Origin of the sequence: Micromonospora pattaloongensis (genome assembly GCF_900107255.1) — a bacterium.
Taxonomy (GTDB): Bacteria; Actinomycetota; Actinomycetes; order Mycobacteriales; family Micromonosporaceae; genus Micromonospora_I; species Micromonospora_I pattaloongensis.
The window spans coordinates 583,992-602,296 of sequence record NZ_FNPH01000003.1 but is presented as its reverse complement, the minus strand read 5'-3'; the positions used below and the strand labels follow the sequence as shown (position 1 = coordinate 602,296).

Below are 18,305 nucleotides of genomic sequence, written 5' to 3'. Positions count from 1 at the left end.
TGGTCAATAGCTGGCGACGAGGGCGGTGATGATCAGTCCCCAGCCGTTGACCAGCACGAAGAGCAGCAGCTTGAACGGGAGCGAAACGGTGACCGGCGGCAGCATCATCATGCCCAGCGACATCAGCGAGGCGGCGACGACCATGTCGATCACCAGGAACGGCACGAAGATCACGAAGCCGATGATGAACGCCGCGCGCAGCTCGGAGAGGACGAACGCCGGCACGAGCGTGGTGAGCGGCACATCGTCCGGCGTGGCCGGCTGCGGGTCGTTCGCCGCCTTCGTCAGCAGCGCGATCTCGTCCTTGCGGGTGTGCTGCAACATGAACTCGCGCAGCGGCTCGACCCCGTCGTTGAAGGCCTGCGACTGGGTCTTCTCACCCTTGAGATAGGGCTGCACGCCCTGGCTGTTCATGTCGGACAGCACCGGGCCCATGATGAACAGGCTCAGGAAGAGCGCGAGCCCGGCGAGGACCTGGTTCGGCGGCGTGGTGGCGAGGCCCAGGGCGTTCCGGGTGATGCCCAGCACCACGAAGATCTTGGTGAAGCTCGTGCAGAGCAGCAGCAGCGCCGGGGCGACCGAGAGCACGGTCATCCCGAGCAGGATCACGATCGAGCTGCTGGGCTTGCCGTTGCCGCCGCCGACGTTGATCGAGATGTCGTCCGGGTCGGCCGGCGGCACCGGCGCGGCCGGCAGCGCCAGGAAGGAGACCGGGCGGGCGGGCAACGCCGTGACGGGGGCCGGGCCCGGGACTGCGGCGGTCACCGTCGAGGGTCCGACGGTCGTGGTCGTCACGGTCGCGGGGCCGGCGAGCGCCGGCGCCGCGGTCGCGAGGCCGCCGAGGAGCACGGCCAGCATCAGCCCCGCTCCGAGCAGGAGCGTCGTGAGAATCCGGCGCATCAGCGGCGCACCGTCCGCTCGCGCAGGAAGTTCACGGTCCGTGACCAGGTGGCGGGGGAGAGGATCGACCCGTCCAGGCGGCCGGGGGTGACCGGGGCGACCGGGTCGCCCGGCGCGACCTCGACCGCGGAGCGCTGCTCCGCCGGCTCCTGGAGGTGCCGCTCCACGGAGGCCAGGTCGGTCTCGGCGAGCAGGGTCACCTGGTTGTCGGTGATGCCGACGACCAGCGCCCGGTCGACCACGCGCAGCAGCGCCACCGAGGAGCCGCGGGTGAGCTGCTGGCGGGAGATGACGGCGAGCGCCGCCCCGCCCCGGCCGGAGAGCGGGCGACGGGCGAGCCGTGCCAGCCCCCACATCAGGCCGAGGACGATCAGGAGGGAGAGCGTGATCCGGAGGACTAGTTCGATCACACCGATCCCCTAGGCGTGTTCGTTGCCCGGCGCCACGAGCTCGGTGATCCGCAGCCCGAAGTTCTCGTCGATGACGACGACCTCGCCGCGGGCGATGAGCCGCCCGTTGACCAGCAGGTCCGCCGGGGTCCCGGCGCCCCGGTCCAGCTCGATGATCGCGCCGGGGGTGAGGGAGAGCAGCTCCCGGACGCTCATCCGGGTCCGGCCGAGTTCGGCCGAGACCTCCATCTCCACGTCGTGCAGCAGCTCGAGTCCGCCGCGCGGTGCGCTCGCCGCCTTCGGCGGGGTCGGCGCGGGGCTCCAGCCGGCCGGCGCCGGGGCCGACGGCTCGCCGGGCCACGGCTCCAGGCGGAGCGCGACCAGCGCGCGGATCTCGGCACCGTCGGTGAGCGGCACGAGGACGGCGTTGCCCTTGGCGGTCAGCGCGCTCAGCGCCACCGACGGCTCCATCGCCAGGCCGGGGTCGAGCACGACCGGGCCGAACGTGCCGGCGGCGGCCTCCAGCGCCGGACGGACCGCGGTGGTCAGGTCCAGCTCGCCGAGCGGGCTCTCCCGCAGGGCGTCGGCGAGATCCTGGCCGACCACGACCACGACCTCACCCGTGGCGGAGCCGGTGAACCGGGCGGTCACGGCCTGTCCGCGCGGCAGCGGCTGCGGGGTGTCGCCGCGCGGCTCGTCGGCCTGCAGGGCTTCGCTCGTCGGCAGCACGGCCAGCGCCGCGCGGGCGGCGGCCCGGACGAGGTCGAGCTGGGCGTCGGCGAGGGTAGGGGACGTCATGCGTGGTTCTCCTCGGTGGACGAAGGCACGATCAGGCAGGCCAGGCGGGAGCCCTGGTTGCCGGGTACGGCGTGGGCGAAGACGGTGTCGTTGACGGTGACGGCCAGCGGGCGACTGACCGCGTGACCGAGCGGCACGACGTCGCCGGGGCGGAGCCGGACGATGTCGTCGGTCCGCATCCGCACGGGCTGGAAGCGCACCGCCACGTCGAGCGGCGCCGCCGAGAGTCCCTCGGTGAGGTTGCGCCGGGCGGAGCGGCGGGCGGTCTGCTCCTTCTCGGAGAGCACGGCCTCGCCGCCCTCGGCCTCCAGCACGGGCAGGATCGAGGCGAACGGCAGGCAGATGCTCGCCACGCACTCCTCCTGGCCCACCTTCAGCTCGAAAGAGGCGACCACGACGGCGTCGCCGGGGGAGTGGCTGCGGACGAACTGGGGGTTGTACTCGATCGCGCCGATCTTCGGCTGAATCTCGACGAGCTGCTCGAAGGCGTACTGGAGCTCGTCCAGCAGGCGGTCCATCAGGCCACGCAGCAGCGGCAGCTCGATGTCGGTCAGCGGCCGCTCCGGCTGGGGGCCGCCCGGACCGCCGAGCATGTGGTCGATCGCGGCCATCGCCGTGGAGAGCGAGAGCTCGAACAGGATGGAGCCGGGCAGCGGCTCCAGGGTGACGGCGGCGATCACCGTCGGGTTGTTCAGGGACGCGACGTACTCCTCGTACGTCAGCTGCTCGATCGCGAGCAGGTTCATGTTCGAGACGGTCCGCAGCCGGGTGGTCAGCAGCGTGCTGCCGCTCCGGGCGTACGTCTCGAACGCGATCTGCAGCGTCCGGACGTGTTCACGGGAGAGCTTGATGGGCCGGCGGAAGTCGTAGGGCTGCGGGCCGCCGGCCCCGGCGCGGCGCGTCATGGCGCCACGGGTACGGGTGGTCGAGACCGCGGACGGGGACTTGGTCACGGCGTATCCATCGGCGTGGCCGATGGCGGTGTGAGGAAACCAGGCGGGTAAACCGCCATAGTTCATGCTGACGCGGTCACTGCATCACGAACTCCGTGAAGTAGACGTCCATGATCTCGCCGTCGTACGCCTCTTTGATCTTCGCCAGCAGCTCGGCCTTCGCCTTCGCCCGGCCCGCCGCCGAGGAGAGCTCGCCGATCTGCATGTCGGTGTACTTCGTGATCGCCAGGTCCAGCGCCTTGCTCCCGTCGGGCTCGGCGTGCGCGTCCGCGGTGGCCTGCAGCGCGATCCTCATCTTGAGGTAGTGCCCGTCGGCCAGGTTCACCGTCACCGCGTCCATCGCGACCACCGCGCCCGGCTCCGGCGGCGGCGGTGTGTCCGACCCGGAGGCCGGGCCGGCCAGCATGAAGTAGCCGCCGGCAGCGCCGGCGAGCAGCAGCACCACTGCCAGCAGCAGCATCAGCAACTTCTTGGACTTCTTCGGCGTCGCCTCGTCGGCGTCGGACTTGTCGTTCTTGCTCATCGGAACCTCGACTGCTGATCGTGTGGAACGGACGGGGCGCGCCGGGTCAGTTGGCTGCCGACGGCAGCAACGCGCTCTGCTCAGGGGGGAGGGACGACATGATCACGATGTCGACCCGGCGGTTCATGGTCACCGAGCGTGGGTCGTCCGGCGGGATGAGCGGGCGGGTGCCCGCGTAGCCGGCGGCCGCCAGCCGCTTCTGCGGCACGCCCTTCGCGTTCAGGTAGCGGACGACCGTGGAGGCGCGGGCGGTGGAGAGCTCCCACGCGCTCGGGTAGTTGATGGTTGGCGCCGGAAGCTGGTTGGTGTGCCCGTCGACCTGGATGGTGTTGGAGAGCGGCAGCAGCGGCGGCGCGACGGCGTCCATGATCTTCCGGCCGGCCGTCAACAGGTCGGCCCGGTCGCCCGCGAAGACCACCTCGCTGGTCACGACCGTGACGTGCAGGCCCCGCTCGTCGATCGTGAACTGCACGCTCTCCTGCAGCCCGGCGCGCACGAGAGCGTTCCTGATCTCCTTTTCGATCTCCTTGAGGTTTTTCGCCTCCCGGGCGGCGGCCCGCGCGTTCGCCGAGGCCCGCGCGCGTTCCGCGGCGGCCGCCCCGGCCTCCCGGGCGCGCTGCTCCGCGGTGGGCGGCACCCCCCGGCTGACCGCCTGCTCCAGGCCGGGATTGGCGCCCGGGTCGATCGGGAAGACGTTGGAGTCGTTGCCGGAGCCCTCCAGCGGCGCGCTCTGGCCGGAGAAGGCGGCGCTGCGGGAGCCGAAGCCGTCGGCGAGGCTGCTGGCGAGCTTCTCGAACTTCGCCTTGTCGACGTTGCTCATCGAGAACAGCACCACGAAGAGCACGAAGAGCAGCGTCAGCATGTCCGCGTACGACACGAGCCACCGCTCGTGGTTGACGTGTTCCTCTTCCTCGTGGTGCCCGCCGCGCTTCTTGTGCGACATGTCAGGCCGCCTTCTTGGCCTTGTCGCCGTCGGCCTTGGCGGCGTCCGGCGGCAGCAGGCTGCGCAGTTTCTGCGCGACCAGGCGCGGGTTGGAACCCGCCTGGATCGCCAGCACGCCCTCGATGGCGAGCTCCATCTGATCGCACTCCAGCTCGCTGATCCGCTTCAGGCGGGCCGCGATCGGCAGCCAGATGACGTTCGCGCTCATGATGCCCCAGAGCGTCGCGAGGAAGGCGACGGCGATCGAGTGCCCGAGCGTCTCCGGCTTGTCGAGGTTCTCCAGCACGTTCACGAGGCCCATCACCGTGCCGACGATGCCGATGGTCGGCGCGTAGCCGCCCATGGCTTCGAAGATCTTGGCGCTCGTCTTGTCGGCCTTGCGCTTCGCGCTCACCTCCGCGTAGAGGATCTCGCTGAGCTCCTCCGGGTCGGTGCCGTCGATGGCGAGCTGCAGGCCGCGCTTGAGGAACGGGTCGTTGACCTCCTTGACCGTGTCCTCCAGCGCCAGCAGCCCTTCCCGCCGTGCCCGCTCGGCGAGCTTCACCACGCCGTCCACGAGCTCGTTCGGCGGCGTCACCTTGGCGGTGAAGGCCCGCTTGATCTGGCCGAACACGCCGAGGCTGTCCTTCATGACGCCGCCGAGCATGGCGGCGCCGAAGCTGCCCAGGAAGACCAGGACCAGCGGCGGCAGCAGGAAGAGCGAGGCGGGGTTGCCGCCCTCGAGGAGCTGTGCGGTGAAGATCGCGCCGAAGGCGACCACAAGGCCGATGATCGCGGCGAGATCCATCAGCGTTCCTTCCGGTGCAGCCGCAGAACGGTCGCGTCCATGTCCTGCGCGGCGGGGTGCTCCCGCATCGTGGGGGGCTCGGTTTCCATGCGGTGCGCCTGTGCGATCACGGACGCCCGGTACTCGCGCACGAGTTCGATGAAGGTCGGCACCGATTCCGAGATCACGTACTTGGTGCCGTCGACGAGGGTGATGACCGTGTCGGGCGTGCAGTCGGCACGCTCGACCAGGTCCGGGTTCAGAGCGAACGCGGCACCGTTGAGGCGCGTCACGAGTATCACGACTATCCGTCCTTGGGTCGTCACGGCGGCGGGAGCCGTCCGTGGCCCCGTCGCTTTTTCCATCGACCCGGAGTGGGGTTAATTGAGGAGAAAACGCCCGGGGGCGGGTGGCCGAAGCCACCCGCCCCCGCCGGTTCCGCGATCAGCGCTTGAGGTTGACCAGGTCCTGCAGCAGCTCGTCCGAGGTCGTGATGACCCGGGAGTTGGCCTGGAAGCCGCGCTGCGCGATGACCAGGTTGGTGAACTCCTGCGCAAGGTCCACGTTGGACATCTCCAGCGCCATGCCCTGCAGCGCGCCCCGCCCGCCGGTGCCGGCGACGCCGACCTGCGCGACGCCCGAGTTCACCGAGGTGCGGTACATCGAGTCGCCGACCTTCTCCAGGCCGGGCGGGTTGTTGAAGTTGGCCAGGGCGACCTGTCCCAGCGGCTGCTTCTGCCCGTTGGAGAAGACACCGACCAGGGCGCCGTCCGGCGCGATCGTGTACGCCTGCAGCGTGCCGGCCTGCGAGCCGTTCTGGCCGGTGACCGTGAGCGTCTTCTCGCCGGCGTAGCTGCTGACCCCGGCCAGCTCGACGTCGACGGCGAGCCCGTTGACGGTGATGGGGACGGTGCCGCCGGCCGTCGGGGCGCTGCCGTTCGCGGCGAACGTGACGGACTGGGTCACCGGCGCGTCGCCGCCGGTCACCGTCACGTCCCACGTCGGGTTCGGGGCGGTGGCGGTCCGCGTGAACGACGCGGTGAACGTGCGCGTGTTGCCCAGCGCGTCGTACCCGTCGATCGAAACCTGGTACGGGCCGGCGCTCGTCGCGTCCAGCGGCAGGTTGCCGCCGACGGTCACCGTCGACGTGGGGGTGGCCGGCACCGTGGCGCCGAGCGGCAGCCGGATGTCCGCCATCGGACCGCTGGTGTTGATCACACCGTTGACCGCCATCCAGCCCCGCACGACCCGGCCGCCGCTGGCCGTCAGCCGGCCGTCGGTGTCGAAGTTGAACGCGCCGGACCGGGTGTAGAGCTCCTCGTTGCCGGAGCGGACGACGAAGAAACCGTCGCCCTGGATCATCAGGTCGGTGCCGCGGCCGGTGCTCTGCACGCCGCCCTGCGAGAAATTGGTGTTGATGCCGCCGAGCCGCACGCCGAGCCCGACCTGGGCCGGGTTGGTGCCGCCGTTGCCGCCGCCGGGCGCGCCGGCCGCCTGCACGAGCTGGCTGAGCGTGTCCTGGAAGGTCGTCTGGCTGGCCTTGAAGCCGGCGGTGTTGACGTTGGCGATGTTGTTGCCGGTCACGTCCATCATCTGCTGGTGGGCCCGCAGGCCGCTGATGCTGGAGAAGAGGGAGCGGAGCATGCGTTCTTCCTTCTGATCTGTGGGGTCGGTGGTCGGGCGTCGTTACGCCGTACGGCGGATCTCGGTGACGGCGAAGAGCGGGACATCCGTGTCCCCGATCCGCAGGGTCGGTGCGCCGCCGGTGAACGAGGCGGCCGTGACCACCCCGGTGATCGGCTGGCCGTCCGGGCCCGGGTAGCTGACGGTGCGGCCGATGAGGCTGCTGGCGTTGAGCATCAGTTGCCCGTGCAGCAGGTTCTCCTGGTCGGCGGCGATCTGACCCAGCTTCTCGACCTGCGTGAACTGGGCCGTCTGGGCCAGGAACGCCGTGCCGTCGGCCGGGTTGGTCGGGTCCTGGTAGCGCAGCTGCGCGACGAGCAGCTTGAGGAAGGCGTCCTGGCCGAGGCTGTTGCCGCCGCTGCTCTTCGTGGCGCCGGTGGTGGTCGGCATCGTGCCGGTCACCGGTGTGTAGGTCTGCGGCGGAATCGGGCTGGTCATCGTCGTCTCCTGTTACAGGTGCAGGTCGAGTCGGCGGGCGCTGTTCCGGCCGGTGGCGGGCGGCGGCGTGGGCTCCGGCGGCGGGGCGCCGGCTGCGGACCCGCTGCCCCGTTCCGCCTCCGCCGGCGCGGCGGTCGGCGGGCGGAACGCGTGACCGCCGTGCGGCGTGTCCTGCCGCAGGTCCAGCGAGCAGTTCGCGAAGCCCGCCTGCTGCAGTTCCCGGCGCAGGTCCGACAGCGCGCCGCGCAGCGCCTCCCGGCCCGCCTCGGTGGCGCCGGCCAGCTGCAGCTGGATGCCGCCGTCCCGGATCTCCGCGAGCACGGTCACCGGACCGAGGTCGGCCGGGTGCAGGTGGACGGTGAGCCGGTGCACCCCGTCCGCCTCCCGGCGCAGCGGCACGATGTGCATCGCGATCTGGCTCGCCGGCGGCGCGGGCGGGTCCGCCGGTGGCGTGGCCGCGGCGGCGGTCGGCGCGCCGGCGGCCGGGGCGGCCACGGCCGGCGCCGCGTGCACCGTCGTCGGCTCGCCGGCCGGCCCGGCCGGGCGCGTCGCCGCCTCCGGCGCGGTCGTCGGGGACGTCGTCGCGGCGGGGATGCCCTCGCCGGCCGGCTCCCCGTTCGCCGGCGTGCCGGTCGTCGCGGTGGTGGCCGGTGCGGTCTCCTGCGACCCCGCCGTCGCCGGAACCGTGGTCGAAGCGGGAGTGGTCGGCGACATCACGGGCGGCTGCGCCGGGGTCGGGACCGGGGTGAACCCGGCCGGCAGGCCGAACGCGGCGGGCGTGGGGCCCGCGGTCGCGCGCGCGCCGGCGGTGGGCGCCGCCGCCGCGACAGCGCCGGGCAGCGCCGGATCGGCCGGCACGGTGCCGGACGGCGACGCGTTCGGCAGCGCGGCGCCGGCGGGCACGGCTTCGGCGGACACGACACCGGTGGACACGACAACGGTGGACACGGCACCGGTGGACACAACGTCGGCGGGGACGGCGGCCGGCATGGGCAGACCGGCCGGCAACGCGACCGCCGTCGTGCCGGGCGCGGTGACGGCGGCGGGCGCCGCCACCGGAGCGCCGCCGGGCGGGGTCTCGCCGCCCGCGGGCGCGGCGAGCGCGACCGGGACCGTCGGGACGGCGCCGCCGTTGACGAGCATCGCGAGGATCGCGGTGAACTCCTCCGCCGCGCCGCCCTCGCCGCGCTCGCCGTTCTCGGGCGCGCGCCCGGTCACGCCGTCTGCGGCGCCGGCCGTGCCGGGGCCACCGCCGCCGACGCGGACGGTCTCGGGCGCGCCGGCCCGGATCGCCGGGGGCAGCATCGTGGGCATGGTCATGGGGTGCCTTCTCCTAACCGAGGGCGGCCAGCGCCGCCTGCACCTTCGGGACGTAGGCCTGGGTCTCGGCGTACGGCGGGATGCCGCCGTACCGCCGCACCGCGCCACCGCCGGCGTTGTACGCGGCGAGCGCCAGTGGCACGGAGTCGAACTCCTTGAGCAGGCTGGCGAGCATCCGGGCCGCCCCGTCGACCGCCTGCGTCGGGTCGAACGCGTTCGTGACGCCGAGCCCCTTGGCCGTGGCCGGCATCAGCTGCATCAGGCCCTGTGCGCCGGCCGGGCTGACCGCCCGCGGGTTGTAACCCGACTCGACCTTGGCGACCGCGGCGAGCAGCTTCGCGGAGACGCCGTGCTTCGCGCCGGCCCGGCTGAACAGCTCGGCGTACGGGACGCCGGCCAGATCGGTGGCGGTGCGCAGCGCCGCGGGGCGGACGCCCGCCGCGCCGCCCACCGCGGGCACGTCGGGGATGATGCGCCGGATGGTGACCGGCTTCTGGTAGACGTCCTGGATCTTGACGTTCTCGCCCGGCTGCGGCGCCGCGATCATCTTGCCGTCGCCGATGTAGATGGCGATGTGGTCGACCGGGCTGTTGAAGGCCAGCAGGTCGCCCGGTTTCGCCTGCGCCAGGCTCGGCACCTCGGTGCCCACCTTCGCCTGGTCGGCGGCGATCCGCGGCAGCGTGATGCCGAGGTCGCGGTAGGCCCGCTGCACGAGGCCGGAGCAGTCGAGGCCGGTCGCCGGGTCGGTGCCGCCGAAGACGTACGGCACGCCGAGGTACTTGCGGGCGGCCGCGACCACGTCGTTGCCGGTTGCCGCCCCGGTCGCGACGGTCGTGCCGGTCGCGGAGCGGGCCGCGCTGAGCTCGCTGGCGAAGGCGCCGGCGCTGCCGGAAACCGTCCGGCCGGCGACGACACCGAGCTGCTGTTGAATCTGCTGGACCCGGGAGACCAGCTCGACGAGCGCCGTCACGACACCGGCTCCTGCACGACGACCCGCTGCGGGCCCGTCGCGGCCAGCTCGTCGAGGACGCGCTGCTCGGCGGCCTCCGCCAGCCGCCGTTCCTCGGCCGCCTGCCGCTCCACGAGTCGTTCGACAGCCCGGCGGCCCTTCGCCTTCTCGGCCAGCTCGTTGACCCGCTCGGCGGTCTCCCGCTCGGCGTCGGCCACCATCCGCCGCGCCAGCGACAGGTCGGCCGCGAGCGCCTGCCGGGCGGCCAGCGCCGCCGCGACGGCCCGCGCCGTCCCGCCCGGGATCTCGCTGTCGCGCAGCGCCGACTCCCGCTGGTCGGCCAGCTCGGTCGCGTCGCTCGCGGCCCGCCGGACCCGTACGACCTCGGCCTTGGCCGCGTCCTCCTGTGCCTGGCGTGCGCGCAGCACGGCGCCGAGCCGGAACATTCGGCTCATGACAGCCCCTCGTGTGTCGGGTGGACCAGCGCGGTGAGCGCTGCCCAGGAATCGGCGGAGTCCGACCGCTCGTCGAGGCCCTGCCGCAGGAAGGACTCGATGCGCGGCCACAGCGCCTGGGCGCGGTCGGCGTCCGGGTTGGTTCCGGGCACGTACGCGCCGATCTCCACCAGCTCGCGGACGTCGCGGTGCGCGGCGAGCAGCCGGCGCAGCGTGGTGGCGGCGGCCCGCTGGTCCGGCGTGGTGACCGTGTTCGCGAGCCGCGAGATCGATTCGAGCGCGTCGATGCTGGGGAAGTGCCCGGCGGTCGCGAGTCGCCGGTCGAGCGTGATGTGTCCGTCCAGGATGGAGCGGGCGGTGTCGGCGATGGGCTCGTTGTGGTCGTCGCCCTCGACCAGGACCGTGTAGAGCCCGGTGATGCTGCCGTTGGGGCCGGGTCCGGCGCGCTCCATCAGCGCGGCGAGCATCGCGAAGACCGACGGCGGGTAGCCGCGGGTCGCCGGCGGCTCTCCGACGGAGAGGCCGACCTCGCGCTGCGCCATCGCGGCGCGCGTCACGCTGTCCATCATCAGCAGCACGTCGGCGCCGGCGTCGCGGAACGATTCGGCGATCCGGGTGGCGACGAAGCCGGCCCGGAGCCGGACCAGCGGCGGCTGGTCGGCGGTGGCCACGACCACGACCGACCGCGCCAATCCCTCCGGGCCCAGGTCGTTCTCCAGGAACTCGCGCACCTCGCGGCCGCGCTCGCCGATCAGCGCGACGACGTTGACCTCTGCCGCGGTGCCGCGCGTGATCATCGACATCAGCGTCGACTTGCCGACGCCGGATCCGGCGAAGATGCCGATGCGTTGTCCGCGGCCGCACGGCACGAGCGTGTCCAGCGCCCGGACGCCGAGCGACATCGGCGCGACGATCCGCTGCCGGTCCAGCGCCGACGGGGCGGCGGCGTCCACGCCGGCCCATTCGAAGTCGCGCAGCGGGCCCCGGCCGTCCATCGGACGGCCCAGCCCGTCGAGCACCCGGCCGCGCAGGCCCGGGCCGACCGGGATCTGCAGGGGAGCGCCGGTGCTGACCACCGGGCTGCCCGCGGCGATCCCCGCGAGCGGGCCAAGCGGCAGACAGCTCAGCCGGTCACCGTCGATGGCCACGACCTCGGCGAGCACCCGGGACGGTCCGTCCCCGATGTGCACCAGGTCGCCGACGCGCGCGGTGAGGCCCTCGGCAGTCACCCGCAGGCCGACCGCGCTGGTCACCCGGCCGCAGACCCGGGGGCGGGCGGCCTGAATCGCCGCCGTGAGGCGGTTGCGGAGCGTGGTGGTCACTGGCCGAGCACCTCTTTGACCCGCGCCAGCGCCGCGGGGAGCGTGGCGTCGATGGTCGTCGACCCGGCCTCGGCGACGGCGTCGCCGGGCTCGAGCGTCGGGTCGGGGCGCAGCTGTACGGTCCGCCCGTCGATGTGGAACTCCTCGCTCCAGTCGTCGGCGAGCAGGGTCTGGTAGTCGTCGGGGTGGAGCCGGACGGTCACCGGCTCGGCCGGCGGTGTCAGCGACATCGCCCGGGCCAGCGCGTCGCGCGCCCGTGAGTCGACGGCCGCGAGTTCACGACCGAGGAGGGACTGGGTGAGCTCCACGGCGGCGGCGAGGATCAGCTCCTCCATCATGGCGATGGTCGGCGCGCTCCGCTGTTCCAGCTGCGCGGCGGCGCGGCCGAGCGCTTCGAGGGCGCGGGCGAGCTTCATCTCCGCCGCCGCCTCGGCCTCCCTCCGGGCCGCCGCGGCCTGGTCGGCCGCGGCCCGGGCCGCGATCCCGGCCGCCCGCTGGCCCTGGGCCCAACCCTCGGCGTAGCCGGCGGCGCGGGCGCTCTCCCGGGTGCTCGCCGTGGTGTCGGCGGGGGAGTTGGCGGTGCCGCGCAGGTCGGTGTCGAAGCGCGCCGGGGTCACGCCCCGGGCGTGCGTTCCGCGCAGCACCGGGTCGAGCCGGCGCGGATCACGCGACGAACTCATCCTCGTCACCGCCCCGCTGGATCTCGATCTGGCCGGACTGCTCGAGGGAGCGGATCACCTGGACGATCTTGGCCTGCGCCTCCTCGACCATGCGCAGCCGCACGGGCCCGAGCAGCTCGATCTCCTCCATGAGGTTCTCCCGGGCCCGCTCGGAGAGGTTGCGCACGACCTTGTCGCGCACCTCCTCGGCGACACCCTTGAGCGCGGTCGCGAGGTCCGCCATCTCGACCTGCCGCAGCACGAGCTGCACGGCGCGGTCCTCGAGCATCTTGATGTCCTCGAACATGAACATCCGCCGACGCACCTCCTCGGCGAGCTCGGGGCTGCGCCCCTCCAGCCCCTCGAGGATGAGACGTTCGGTGCCGCGGTCCGCGCGGTTGATGATGTCGACCAGCGGCTGCAGGCCACCGACGGTGGAGAGCTCGTTGGGCTGCAACACCGAGGAGAGCTTGCGCTCCAGCGCCGCCTCGACCTGCCGGATGATCTCGGGGGAGGTGCGGTCCATCACCGCGATCCGGTGCGCGACGTCGGACTGCAGGTCCGGCGCGAGGCCGGAGAGGATCGGGGAGGCGAGCGTCGCGGGCATGTGGGCGAGGACGAGCGCGATGATCTGCGGGTGCTCGTGCTGCACGTACGAGAGGACCTGTCGCGGGTCGGCGTGGCCGAGGAACCCGAACGGCATGTCGGTCATGGAGACGGCGAGCCGCTCCAGGATCGCCTTCGCCGCCTCCGGCCCCATCGAGGCCTCCAGCAGGTCGCGCGCGTAGTCCATGCCGCCCTGGCCGACGTAGCGGTGGGTGGTGGCGAGGGTGTGGAACTCCTCCAGGACCTGGTCCGCGAGGCCGACGTCCAACGCGCCCAGCCGGGCGATCTCGGCGGACAGCTCCTCCACCTCGTTCTCCCGGAGGTGGGCCATCAGCCGTACCGAGTCCTCCTTGCCCATCTGCACCATGAGCATCGCGGCCTTGCGCAGGCCGCTGATCGTCGCCGTCGGCGCCGTCATCGGGTCACCTCCCTGGGGTCGGGGTGTCGGTGGGTGATCGGGGTGCGGGGGCGGATCAACGTCGCTCCGCCAGCCAGCCGCGCAGCAGGTTCGCCACGTCCTCCGGCTGCTCCGCCACCATCTCGGTCAGCTCCTTGCGCCGCGCGTCGCGCTGTTCGTCCTCGAAGGTGGGGCCGTTGCGCCCCGGCGCCGGCGGCAGCGCCGCCGTCTCCGCCTCGGCGGCGGCGATCGCCTGGAGCCGCGTCTGCTCCAGCGCGGCCTGCATCTCCTCCAGCTGCGCCAGCTCCTCGGGGGAGAGCCCCGAGCGCTTCGACTTCCGGCTCGCCCGCCAGGCCATGAAGAGCAGGACCAGCACGACCAGGACCAGTGCGGCGGTCTTGGCGTACGAGATCAGCTCCGCCTGCCGGTCCGCCGCCGCCGCGTCCTCCTCGGCCTTGTTCGCCTTGTCCGCGACCGCGGTGTCGAACGGCAGCGCGGTGACCGACATGCCGTCGCCGCGCGCGGTGTTCAGGCCAGCGGCGGCGGTCACCATCTGCTCCACCTGGGCGTTGTCGACGCCGGTCGCCGTCTTGCTGTTGATCAAAACGGAGACGCTGAGCCGCCGGACGTTGCCGGGGGCGGACTTGCGGGTCTCGGTGACCATTCCGACCGCGTTGTTCCGGGTCTCCTTGGTCGAGTTGTAGTTTCCGGTGCCGTTGCCGGCGCCGCCCGGCACCTGGATGTTGTCGGGGCCGAGGACGCCGCCGTTCGCGCCGCCGGTGCCGGTGTAGGTCTCCCGGGAGGTGCTCTGGGACAGCGGCGGGACCGCGGGATCCGCGGTGTAGCGCTGGGTCTTCGTCTCGGTCTGGTCGAAGTCGAGGTCCGCGGTGGTCTGCACCACCGCGTTGCCGGGGCCGACCACGCTGTCCAGCATCCGCTGCAGCGCACCGTTCATGCGCTGCTCGAACTGCGCGGTCTGCTGTGAGCGAAGGTCGCTGTCCGCGGCGAGCGTCTCGCCGCCGCCGGCCGACAGCACCTTGCCGTCCGCGCCCGCGACCGTCACCTCGTCGGGGTTCAGCCCCTCGACGCTGGAGGCGACGAGGTGGACGATCGCCTGAACCTGGCCGTGCGCCAGTGAGCGACCGCTCTCGGAGGCGACCAGCACGGAGGCGGTCGGCTTCTGCTGGTCGTTGGAGAAGATGTCCTTCTGCGGGATGACCAGGTGCACCGTGGCCGCCTTGACGCCCTCGATCGACTTGATCGTCTTGCTCAGCTCGCCCTCCAGCGCCCGCTGGTAGCCGACGTGCTGCATGAACTCCGACGTCGTGATCCCCTGCTTGTCCAGCAGCGAGTAGCCGGTGTCGGCCTGCGCGGGGAGCCCTTCGCCGCTCATCTGCAGGCGAAGGTCGTACACCTGGTCCTGCGGCACCATGATCGTCTGTCCGCCGTCGGCGAGCTCGTACGGGGTGCCGGCGGCGGTGAGCTTCTCGGTGATCGCGGCCGCGTCGCTCGCCGCGAGATTGTTGAACAGCGGGACGTACGCCGGCGTGGCCGCCCAGTTGGCGAAGAGCGTGCCGCCGACGACCAGCGCCAGCACGGCGAAGACCGTGACGGCCTTCTGCCCCGGGGTGAACGAGGCGAAGATGTCGAGGGGACGCCGGAGAACTCGGGGGATCCGGTTTCGCATGTCAGGCCTGCATCCTCATGATTTCCTGGAACGCCTCGACGGCCTTGTTACGGATCGCGGTGGTGAGCTGGACCGCGAGGCCCGCCTCGGTGCTGGCGATCGTGTAGTCGTGCACGTCGGTGAGGGTCCCGGTGGCCGCCTGCACCGCGAGATCGCTGGCCCGGTTCTGCAGGTCCTGGACGTGCTGCAGGCCCTCCGCCAGCTTGGCGGCGAAATCCTCGCCGGAGCCGGCGGCGCCGGTGGCCGGCGTCAGCGACGGCATGGGAAGGGCCGGCAGCGCGGCGCTGATCGGCTCGATCGGTGCGGTCATCAGGCCCTCCCGAGCTGGATCGCGGCCTGGTAGGCGTCCTTGGCGCGGTCGACCACCGCGAGGTTCGCCTGGTAACCGCGCTGCGCCATGATCAGCTGGCTCATCTGGCCGCTGAGGTCGATGTCCGGGTAACGCACGTAGCCCTCGGCGTCGGCCAGCGGGTGCTCCGGCTCGTAGACGAGCCGCCCATCGGGGTTGCCGAGCACGATGCCGCCGACCTGCGCCCCGTTGCCGTCGGCCGCCTCGCGCGCGATGACGTACCGGGCCCGGAACGCCTCCGCGGCGGTCGAGCTGGCGTTGTTGATGTTGGAGATGTTGTCGGAGACCGCGTCCAGCCACTTGCGGTGCACGGTCACGCCGGTGCCCGCGATGCCGATGGCGCCGAAGATCGTCATGATCAGTTCCCCCGGATCACGGTGCGCAGCGTGTCGTACCGGCCGTCGAGGGCGCGCAACGCGAGCTGGTAGCGCAGGCCGGTGTCGATGTTGGAGAGCGTCTCCTGATCGAGGTTCACGTTGTTCCCGTTCAGCCGCGTGGGCTCCAGGGACTGCTCGACCGTGGGCTGCGCCTCGAAGGGGGAACGGCCGGCGGAGATCGCGGTGGAGAGCGCGGCCTCGAACTTCACCTTCCGGGCCCGGTAGCCCGGGGTCTCCACGTTGGCGATGTTGTCCGCGATGGCGCGCTGGCGCATCGCCAACCCGTCCAACGCCACGCGCATGGCCGCCGACGAGACGTCGTCGAACACGGCAGCTCCCTTCAGCTTGTTGCCGGCCGCCGGTCCGTGGCGTGAAGTGAGCGCTCCGTGCTCGTATCCACCGATCGGCGGCCGGAATGGTGTGTTGAGTTTTTTCGGGCCGATTCGGTAGAGCGGGTCAGATCGCGCAGTCGACGTACGCCGGCCCGGTCTGCGACCCGCCGGTCTCGAAGCGCGCCACCATCGCGGTCTGCTGCCGGTTCATGACCATCTGGCGCGCCAACGCCTGCGCGGCGGCGGTCTGCCGGGCGAGGATCGCCTCGGCGCGGGGGCGCAGGTCGAGCGGGAGCGGGCCGATCCCGCCCGGCGGTCGCCACGGGTCGGGCAGCGCGTTGTCGCTGGCGCGGTGCGTCTCCGCGAGCAGCGCCTCGGCGGCCGCGACGTCCAGCTCCAGCGCGTCCAGCGCCGCCGTCCAGGCCTCGTGCCAGTCGACGGACACGGCGATCACGCGACGCGGGCAGGTGCCGCGTTCGCCGCCTCGGCCGCTGCCGCCTCCCGCCACGCGTCACGCAACGGCTCGATCACCTGGCGGACGCCGGCCACCCGCTCGGCGTCGCCGCGGACATTCGCGGCGACCAGCTCGGTGAGGACGAAGCCGTAGAGGCTGGCCAGCCCGGGGGCGCCGTCCCACGCCGACGTGTCCAGCGTGGTGCGCAGCTCCAACACGATCTCCTGGGCGTGGAACAGCTCCGCGGCGGCGGCGGCCCGGTCGCCGCCGGACAACGCCTGCTCGGCGCGGGTGAGGTCGAGCAGGAGCCGGTCGTAGAGCATCAGGAGCAGCTTGGCCGGCGACGCGGTGGCGACCGAGTCGGCGAGGTAGCGCTCGCGCAGGGTGGGGTTCATGGGCGTCATCGGCTCACTCGCTTACTGGGCGGACGGGCTGGGGAGGCTGGCGAGCTGGCCGGAGAGCCACGAGGACTGCTGGCGGAGTTTGCCGAGGGTGACCTCGAAGCCGGAAAACTGCTTCTTCAGGGCCGCCTCGCGCTTGTCCAGCCGCAGGTCCCAGCTCTCGACCTGCTTGTTGAGGTCCTTCACGAAATCGTTACGCCGCTGGATCAGGCCGGTGAGCAGGCCTTCCTTGGGCGTGTTGATCGGATCGGTCGGCAGCGCGATGCCCTCGGTCGCCTTGAGTCCGATGACCTCCAGCTTCCGTGCCAACCCGTGCGCGGTGTCGTGGCCCGGCTCGAAGAGCGTGCTCGCGCGGCCACCGGCGACGTTGTCGTACGAGTCGAAGAACTTCTGCGTCTTGACCGGGTCGGCGGCGTACGAGTCGAGGAACTTCTGCTTGTCGAAGCTGAGGTTGCCCTTCTTGTCGAGCTCGATGCCGACGCTCTTGAAGCTGCCCAGCGCCCCGGCGCCGCGGCCGACCGCGCTGAGGATGTCCTGGGTGAGCTGGCGCACCGCGGGGTCGCCGACCAGCGTCCCCGCCGACGTGGTCTCCGTCTTGGTGGCGCTCTGCATCTTCATCTCGCCGAGCGCGACGTTGATGGACTCGAACAGCGCCTGGACCTTGGCGGCGATGCCGTCCTTGTCGGCCCCGACGCTGACCGTCACGGGTGCGTCCGTGGCGGACTGGACCCGGGTCGCGGTGACGGTGACCCCGGGGATGATGTCGGTGAACGTGTTGCTGGTCGACGTCATCGTGTACGTCGTCGCCGTGCCGACCGTGAGCTTGGCGTCCACGCCCTGCGTGGTGATCGAGGTGCTGCCGAGCTCGTCGAGGCCGGTGAGGACGTACGTGCCGCCGCCATCGGCATCAGCATCGGCGGCGGCGGCCGCGGAGGCGTTGGCGAAGGCCGAGGTGCCGCCGGTCGTGGCGGCGGTCAACTGGAGCGAGTACTGCCCGGGGGCGACCTGCACGGCCGCTGCCTTGTAGGCCGCGTTCGCGGTGCCGTTGATCGCGTTGACCACCGACTGCAGCGACGCGTCCGTGGGGGTGACGGTCGTGGTGGTGCCGTCCGCGCGCAGCACGTCGATGGTGCTGCCCGACATCACGGGCGCCGCCGTCGCGTCGGTGAGCGAGGAGACGCGCCCGCCGTAGGTCATGGTGTGCGCGGCGGCGAGCCGGTCGACCTTGAAGGTCAGGGCGCCGGCCGTGGCTCCCGGTGCGGCGGTGACCGCGGCGGCGTCCGAGGTGGAGGTCGCCTTCATCGCGGTCCAGGTCTTCGGGTCGCTGGCGGCCTTGGCCGCGTTGAGCAGCGACGCCATCTTCGTGTTCACGGCCTGGTACGAGGCGACCGCCTTGTTCTGCACGGCGACCTTGTTCTTCAGCGCCGTCCGCGGCATCGCCTCGATCTGCATGAGCTGCTGAATCAGGCCAGTGGTGTCCATGCCGCTGACGAGGCCGTCGAGACTCAGGGCCATCGGTCGTCCTTCTCTCCGTGGGTGGGGCAAAAAAGCGGTGGGGCGACCGGCCGTTCGCCAGCCGCCCCACCTATTCAGTTGTGGATCCG

At 72.2% G+C, this 18,305-nt stretch carries 23 protein-coding genes; all 23 read right to left on the bottom strand.

The window, feature by feature from the left end; all coding sequences use genetic code 11:
- Positions 1–3: 3 nt before the first annotated feature.
- Positions 4–900 (bottom strand): flagellar type III secretion system pore protein FliP, encoded by an 897-nt coding sequence (gene fliP / locus BLW47_RS12330; RefSeq protein ID WP_091555632.1) that lies wholly within the window; start codon positions 898–900, stop codon positions 4–6.
- Positions 900–1,310, bottom strand: coding sequence for a FliO/MopB family protein (locus BLW47_RS12325; RefSeq protein WP_091555631.1), 411 nt, complete (start codon positions 1,308–1,310; stop codon positions 900–902). Before BLW47_RS12325 ends, fliP begins: the two co-directional genes overlap by 1 nt.
- 9 nt (positions 1,311–1,319) lie before the next feature.
- Positions 1,320–2,087 (bottom strand): flagellar motor switch protein FliN, encoded by a 768-nt coding sequence (gene fliN / locus BLW47_RS12320; RefSeq protein ID WP_091555629.1) that lies wholly within the window; start codon positions 2,085–2,087, stop codon positions 1,320–1,322.
- Positions 2,084–3,040, bottom strand: coding sequence for a flagellar motor switch protein FliM (locus tag BLW47_RS12315; protein ID WP_245736592.1), 957 nt, complete (start codon positions 3,038–3,040; stop codon positions 2,084–2,086). Before BLW47_RS12315 ends, fliN begins: the two co-directional genes overlap by 4 nt.
- A 76-nt stretch (positions 3,041–3,116) precedes the next feature.
- A complete protein-coding gene (locus BLW47_RS12310; RefSeq protein WP_091555627.1) occupies positions 3,117–3,563 on the bottom strand; it encodes a flagellar basal body-associated FliL family protein in 447 nt (148 codons plus the stop codon).
- A 46-nt stretch (positions 3,564–3,609) separates the two neighbouring features.
- The gene (locus tag BLW47_RS12305; RefSeq protein WP_091555625.1) at positions 3,610–4,506 is read right to left on the bottom strand and encodes a flagellar motor protein MotB; all 897 of its coding nucleotides are present in this window, start codon (positions 4,504–4,506) and stop codon (positions 3,610–3,612) included.
- 1 nt (position 4,507) lies between these two features.
- Positions 4,508–5,293, bottom strand: a complete 786-nt coding sequence (locus BLW47_RS12300; protein WP_091555623.1) for a flagellar motor protein — start codon at positions 5,291–5,293, stop codon at positions 4,508–4,510.
- Entirely contained in the window at positions 5,293–5,637 is a 345-nt protein-coding gene (locus BLW47_RS12295; protein WP_245736591.1) for a flagellar FlbD family protein, read from the bottom strand. Before BLW47_RS12295 ends, BLW47_RS12300 begins: the two co-directional genes overlap by 1 nt.
- A gap of 79 nt (positions 5,638–5,716) precedes the next feature.
- A complete protein-coding gene (locus BLW47_RS12290; protein WP_091555619.1) occupies positions 5,717–6,916 on the bottom strand; it encodes a flagellar hook protein FlgE in 1,200 nt (399 codons plus the stop codon).
- Positions 6,917–6,958: 42 nt separating this feature from the next.
- Complete coding sequence (locus BLW47_RS12285; protein ID WP_091555617.1) at positions 6,959–7,393, bottom strand: flagellar hook capping FlgD N-terminal domain-containing protein; 435 nt, start codon at positions 7,391–7,393, stop codon at positions 6,959–6,961.
- 12 nt (positions 7,394–7,405) lie between these two features.
- On the bottom strand, positions 7,406–8,713 hold the full coding sequence (locus tag BLW47_RS12280) for a flagellar hook-length control protein FliK (RefSeq protein WP_139307256.1): 1,308 nt from the start codon (positions 8,711–8,713) through the stop codon (positions 7,406–7,408).
- A 13-nt stretch (positions 8,714–8,726) separates the two neighbouring features.
- Positions 8,727–9,683 (bottom strand): transglycosylase SLT domain-containing protein, encoded by a 957-nt coding sequence (locus BLW47_RS12275; RefSeq protein ID WP_091555613.1) that lies wholly within the window; start codon positions 9,681–9,683, stop codon positions 8,727–8,729.
- Positions 9,680–10,117 carry a flagellar FliJ family protein gene (locus BLW47_RS12270; protein ID WP_139307254.1) on the bottom strand — a complete coding sequence of 146 codons (438 nt, stop codon included), beginning with the start codon at positions 10,115–10,117 and terminating at the stop codon, positions 9,680–9,682. Before BLW47_RS12270 ends, BLW47_RS12275 begins: the two co-directional genes overlap by 4 nt.
- Positions 10,114–11,439, bottom strand: coding sequence for a FliI/YscN family ATPase (locus BLW47_RS12265; RefSeq protein WP_091555609.1), 1,326 nt, complete (start codon positions 11,437–11,439; stop codon positions 10,114–10,116). The genes BLW47_RS12270 and BLW47_RS12265 overlap by 4 nt, the downstream gene beginning before the upstream one ends.
- Positions 11,436–12,119 carry a FliH/SctL family protein gene (locus BLW47_RS12260; protein WP_091555607.1) on the bottom strand — a complete coding sequence of 228 codons (684 nt, stop codon included), beginning with the start codon at positions 12,117–12,119 and terminating at the stop codon, positions 11,436–11,438. Before BLW47_RS12260 ends, BLW47_RS12265 begins: the two co-directional genes overlap by 4 nt.
- The gene (gene fliG / locus BLW47_RS12255) at positions 12,103–13,122 is read right to left on the bottom strand and encodes a flagellar motor switch protein FliG (protein ID WP_091555606.1); all 1,020 of its coding nucleotides are present in this window, start codon (positions 13,120–13,122) and stop codon (positions 12,103–12,105) included. Before fliG ends, BLW47_RS12260 begins: the two co-directional genes overlap by 17 nt.
- 55 nt (positions 13,123–13,177) lie before the next feature.
- Entirely contained in the window at positions 13,178–14,788 is a 1,611-nt protein-coding gene (gene fliF / locus BLW47_RS12250; RefSeq protein ID WP_091555605.1) for a flagellar basal-body MS-ring/collar protein FliF, read from the bottom strand.
- Between the two features lies 1 nt (position 14,789).
- A complete protein-coding gene (gene fliE / locus BLW47_RS12245) occupies positions 14,790–15,098 on the bottom strand; it encodes a flagellar hook-basal body complex protein FliE (RefSeq protein ID WP_091555603.1) in 309 nt (102 codons plus the stop codon).
- The gene (locus tag BLW47_RS12240) at positions 15,098–15,493 is read right to left on the bottom strand and encodes a flagellar basal body rod protein FlgC (protein WP_091555601.1); all 396 of its coding nucleotides are present in this window, start codon (positions 15,491–15,493) and stop codon (positions 15,098–15,100) included. Before BLW47_RS12240 ends, fliE begins: the two co-directional genes overlap by 1 nt.
- 2 nt (positions 15,494–15,495) lie before the next feature.
- A complete protein-coding gene (gene flgB / locus BLW47_RS12235) occupies positions 15,496–15,843 on the bottom strand; it encodes a flagellar basal body rod protein FlgB (RefSeq protein ID WP_091555599.1) in 348 nt (115 codons plus the stop codon).
- A 127-nt stretch (positions 15,844–15,970) separates the two neighbouring features.
- Positions 15,971–16,291, bottom strand: a complete 321-nt coding sequence (locus BLW47_RS12230) for a hypothetical protein (RefSeq protein WP_091555857.1) — start codon at positions 16,289–16,291, stop codon at positions 15,971–15,973.
- A 5-nt stretch (positions 16,292–16,296) separates the two neighbouring features.
- Entirely contained in the window at positions 16,297–16,704 is a 408-nt protein-coding gene (gene fliS, locus BLW47_RS12225; RefSeq protein ID WP_091555597.1) for a flagellar export chaperone FliS, read from the bottom strand.
- Positions 16,705–16,716: 12 nt separating this feature from the next.
- On the bottom strand, positions 16,717–18,216 hold the full coding sequence (gene fliD, locus BLW47_RS12220) for a flagellar filament capping protein FliD (protein WP_091555595.1): 1,500 nt from the start codon (positions 18,214–18,216) through the stop codon (positions 16,717–16,719).
- Positions 18,217–18,305 lie beyond the last annotated feature (89 nt).

Bases quoted from the DNA above. Each gene is read 5' to 3' on its own strand.
- BLW47_RS12295 (WP_245736591.1), bottom strand. From the start codon at position 5,637: ATGGAAAAAGCGACGGGGCCACGGACGGCTCCCGCCGCCGTGACGACC.
- fliF (WP_091555605.1), bottom strand. From the start codon at position 14,788: ATGCGAAACCGGATCCCCCGAGTTCTCCGGCGTCCCCTCGACATCTTC.
- BLW47_RS12280 (WP_139307256.1), bottom strand. From the start codon at position 8,713: ATGACCATGCCCACGATGCTGCCCCCGGCGATCCGGGCCGGCGCGCCC.
- BLW47_RS12300 (WP_091555623.1), bottom strand. From the start codon at position 5,293: ATGGATCTCGCCGCGATCATCGGCCTTGTGGTCGCCTTCGGCGCGATC.
- BLW47_RS12240 (WP_091555601.1), bottom strand. From the start codon at position 15,493: ATGACGATCTTCGGCGCCATCGGCATCGCGGGCACCGGCGTGACCGTG.
- BLW47_RS12310 (WP_091555627.1), bottom strand. From the start codon at position 3,563: ATGAGCAAGAACGACAAGTCCGACGCCGACGAGGCGACGCCGAAGAAG.
- BLW47_RS12305 (WP_091555625.1), bottom strand. From the start codon at position 4,506: ATGTCGCACAAGAAGCGCGGCGGGCACCACGAGGAAGAGGAACACGTC.
- fliP (WP_091555632.1), bottom strand. From the start codon at position 900: ATGCGCCGGATTCTCACGACGCTCCTGCTCGGAGCGGGGCTGATGCTG.
- fliD (WP_091555595.1), bottom strand. From the start codon at position 18,216: ATGGCCCTGAGTCTCGACGGCCTCGTCAGCGGCATGGACACCACTGGC.
- fliG (WP_091555606.1), bottom strand. From the start codon at position 13,122: ATGACGGCGCCGACGGCGACGATCAGCGGCCTGCGCAAGGCCGCGATG.
- BLW47_RS12285 (WP_091555617.1), bottom strand. From the start codon at position 7,393: ATGACCAGCCCGATTCCGCCGCAGACCTACACACCGGTGACCGGCACG.
- BLW47_RS12270 (WP_139307254.1), bottom strand. From the start codon at position 10,117: ATGAGCCGAATGTTCCGGCTCGGCGCCGTGCTGCGCGCACGCCAGGCA.
- BLW47_RS12260 (WP_091555607.1), bottom strand. From the start codon at position 12,119: ATGAGTTCGTCGCGTGATCCGCGCCGGCTCGACCCGGTGCTGCGCGGA.
- fliN (WP_091555629.1), bottom strand. From the start codon at position 2,087: ATGACGTCCCCTACCCTCGCCGACGCCCAGCTCGACCTCGTCCGGGCC.
- BLW47_RS12290 (WP_091555619.1), bottom strand. From the start codon at position 6,916: ATGCTCCGCTCCCTCTTCTCCAGCATCAGCGGCCTGCGGGCCCACCAG.
- fliE (WP_091555603.1), bottom strand. From the start codon at position 15,098: ATGACCGCACCGATCGAGCCGATCAGCGCCGCGCTGCCGGCCCTTCCC.
- fliS (WP_091555597.1), bottom strand. From the start codon at position 16,704: ATGACGCCCATGAACCCCACCCTGCGCGAGCGCTACCTCGCCGACTCG.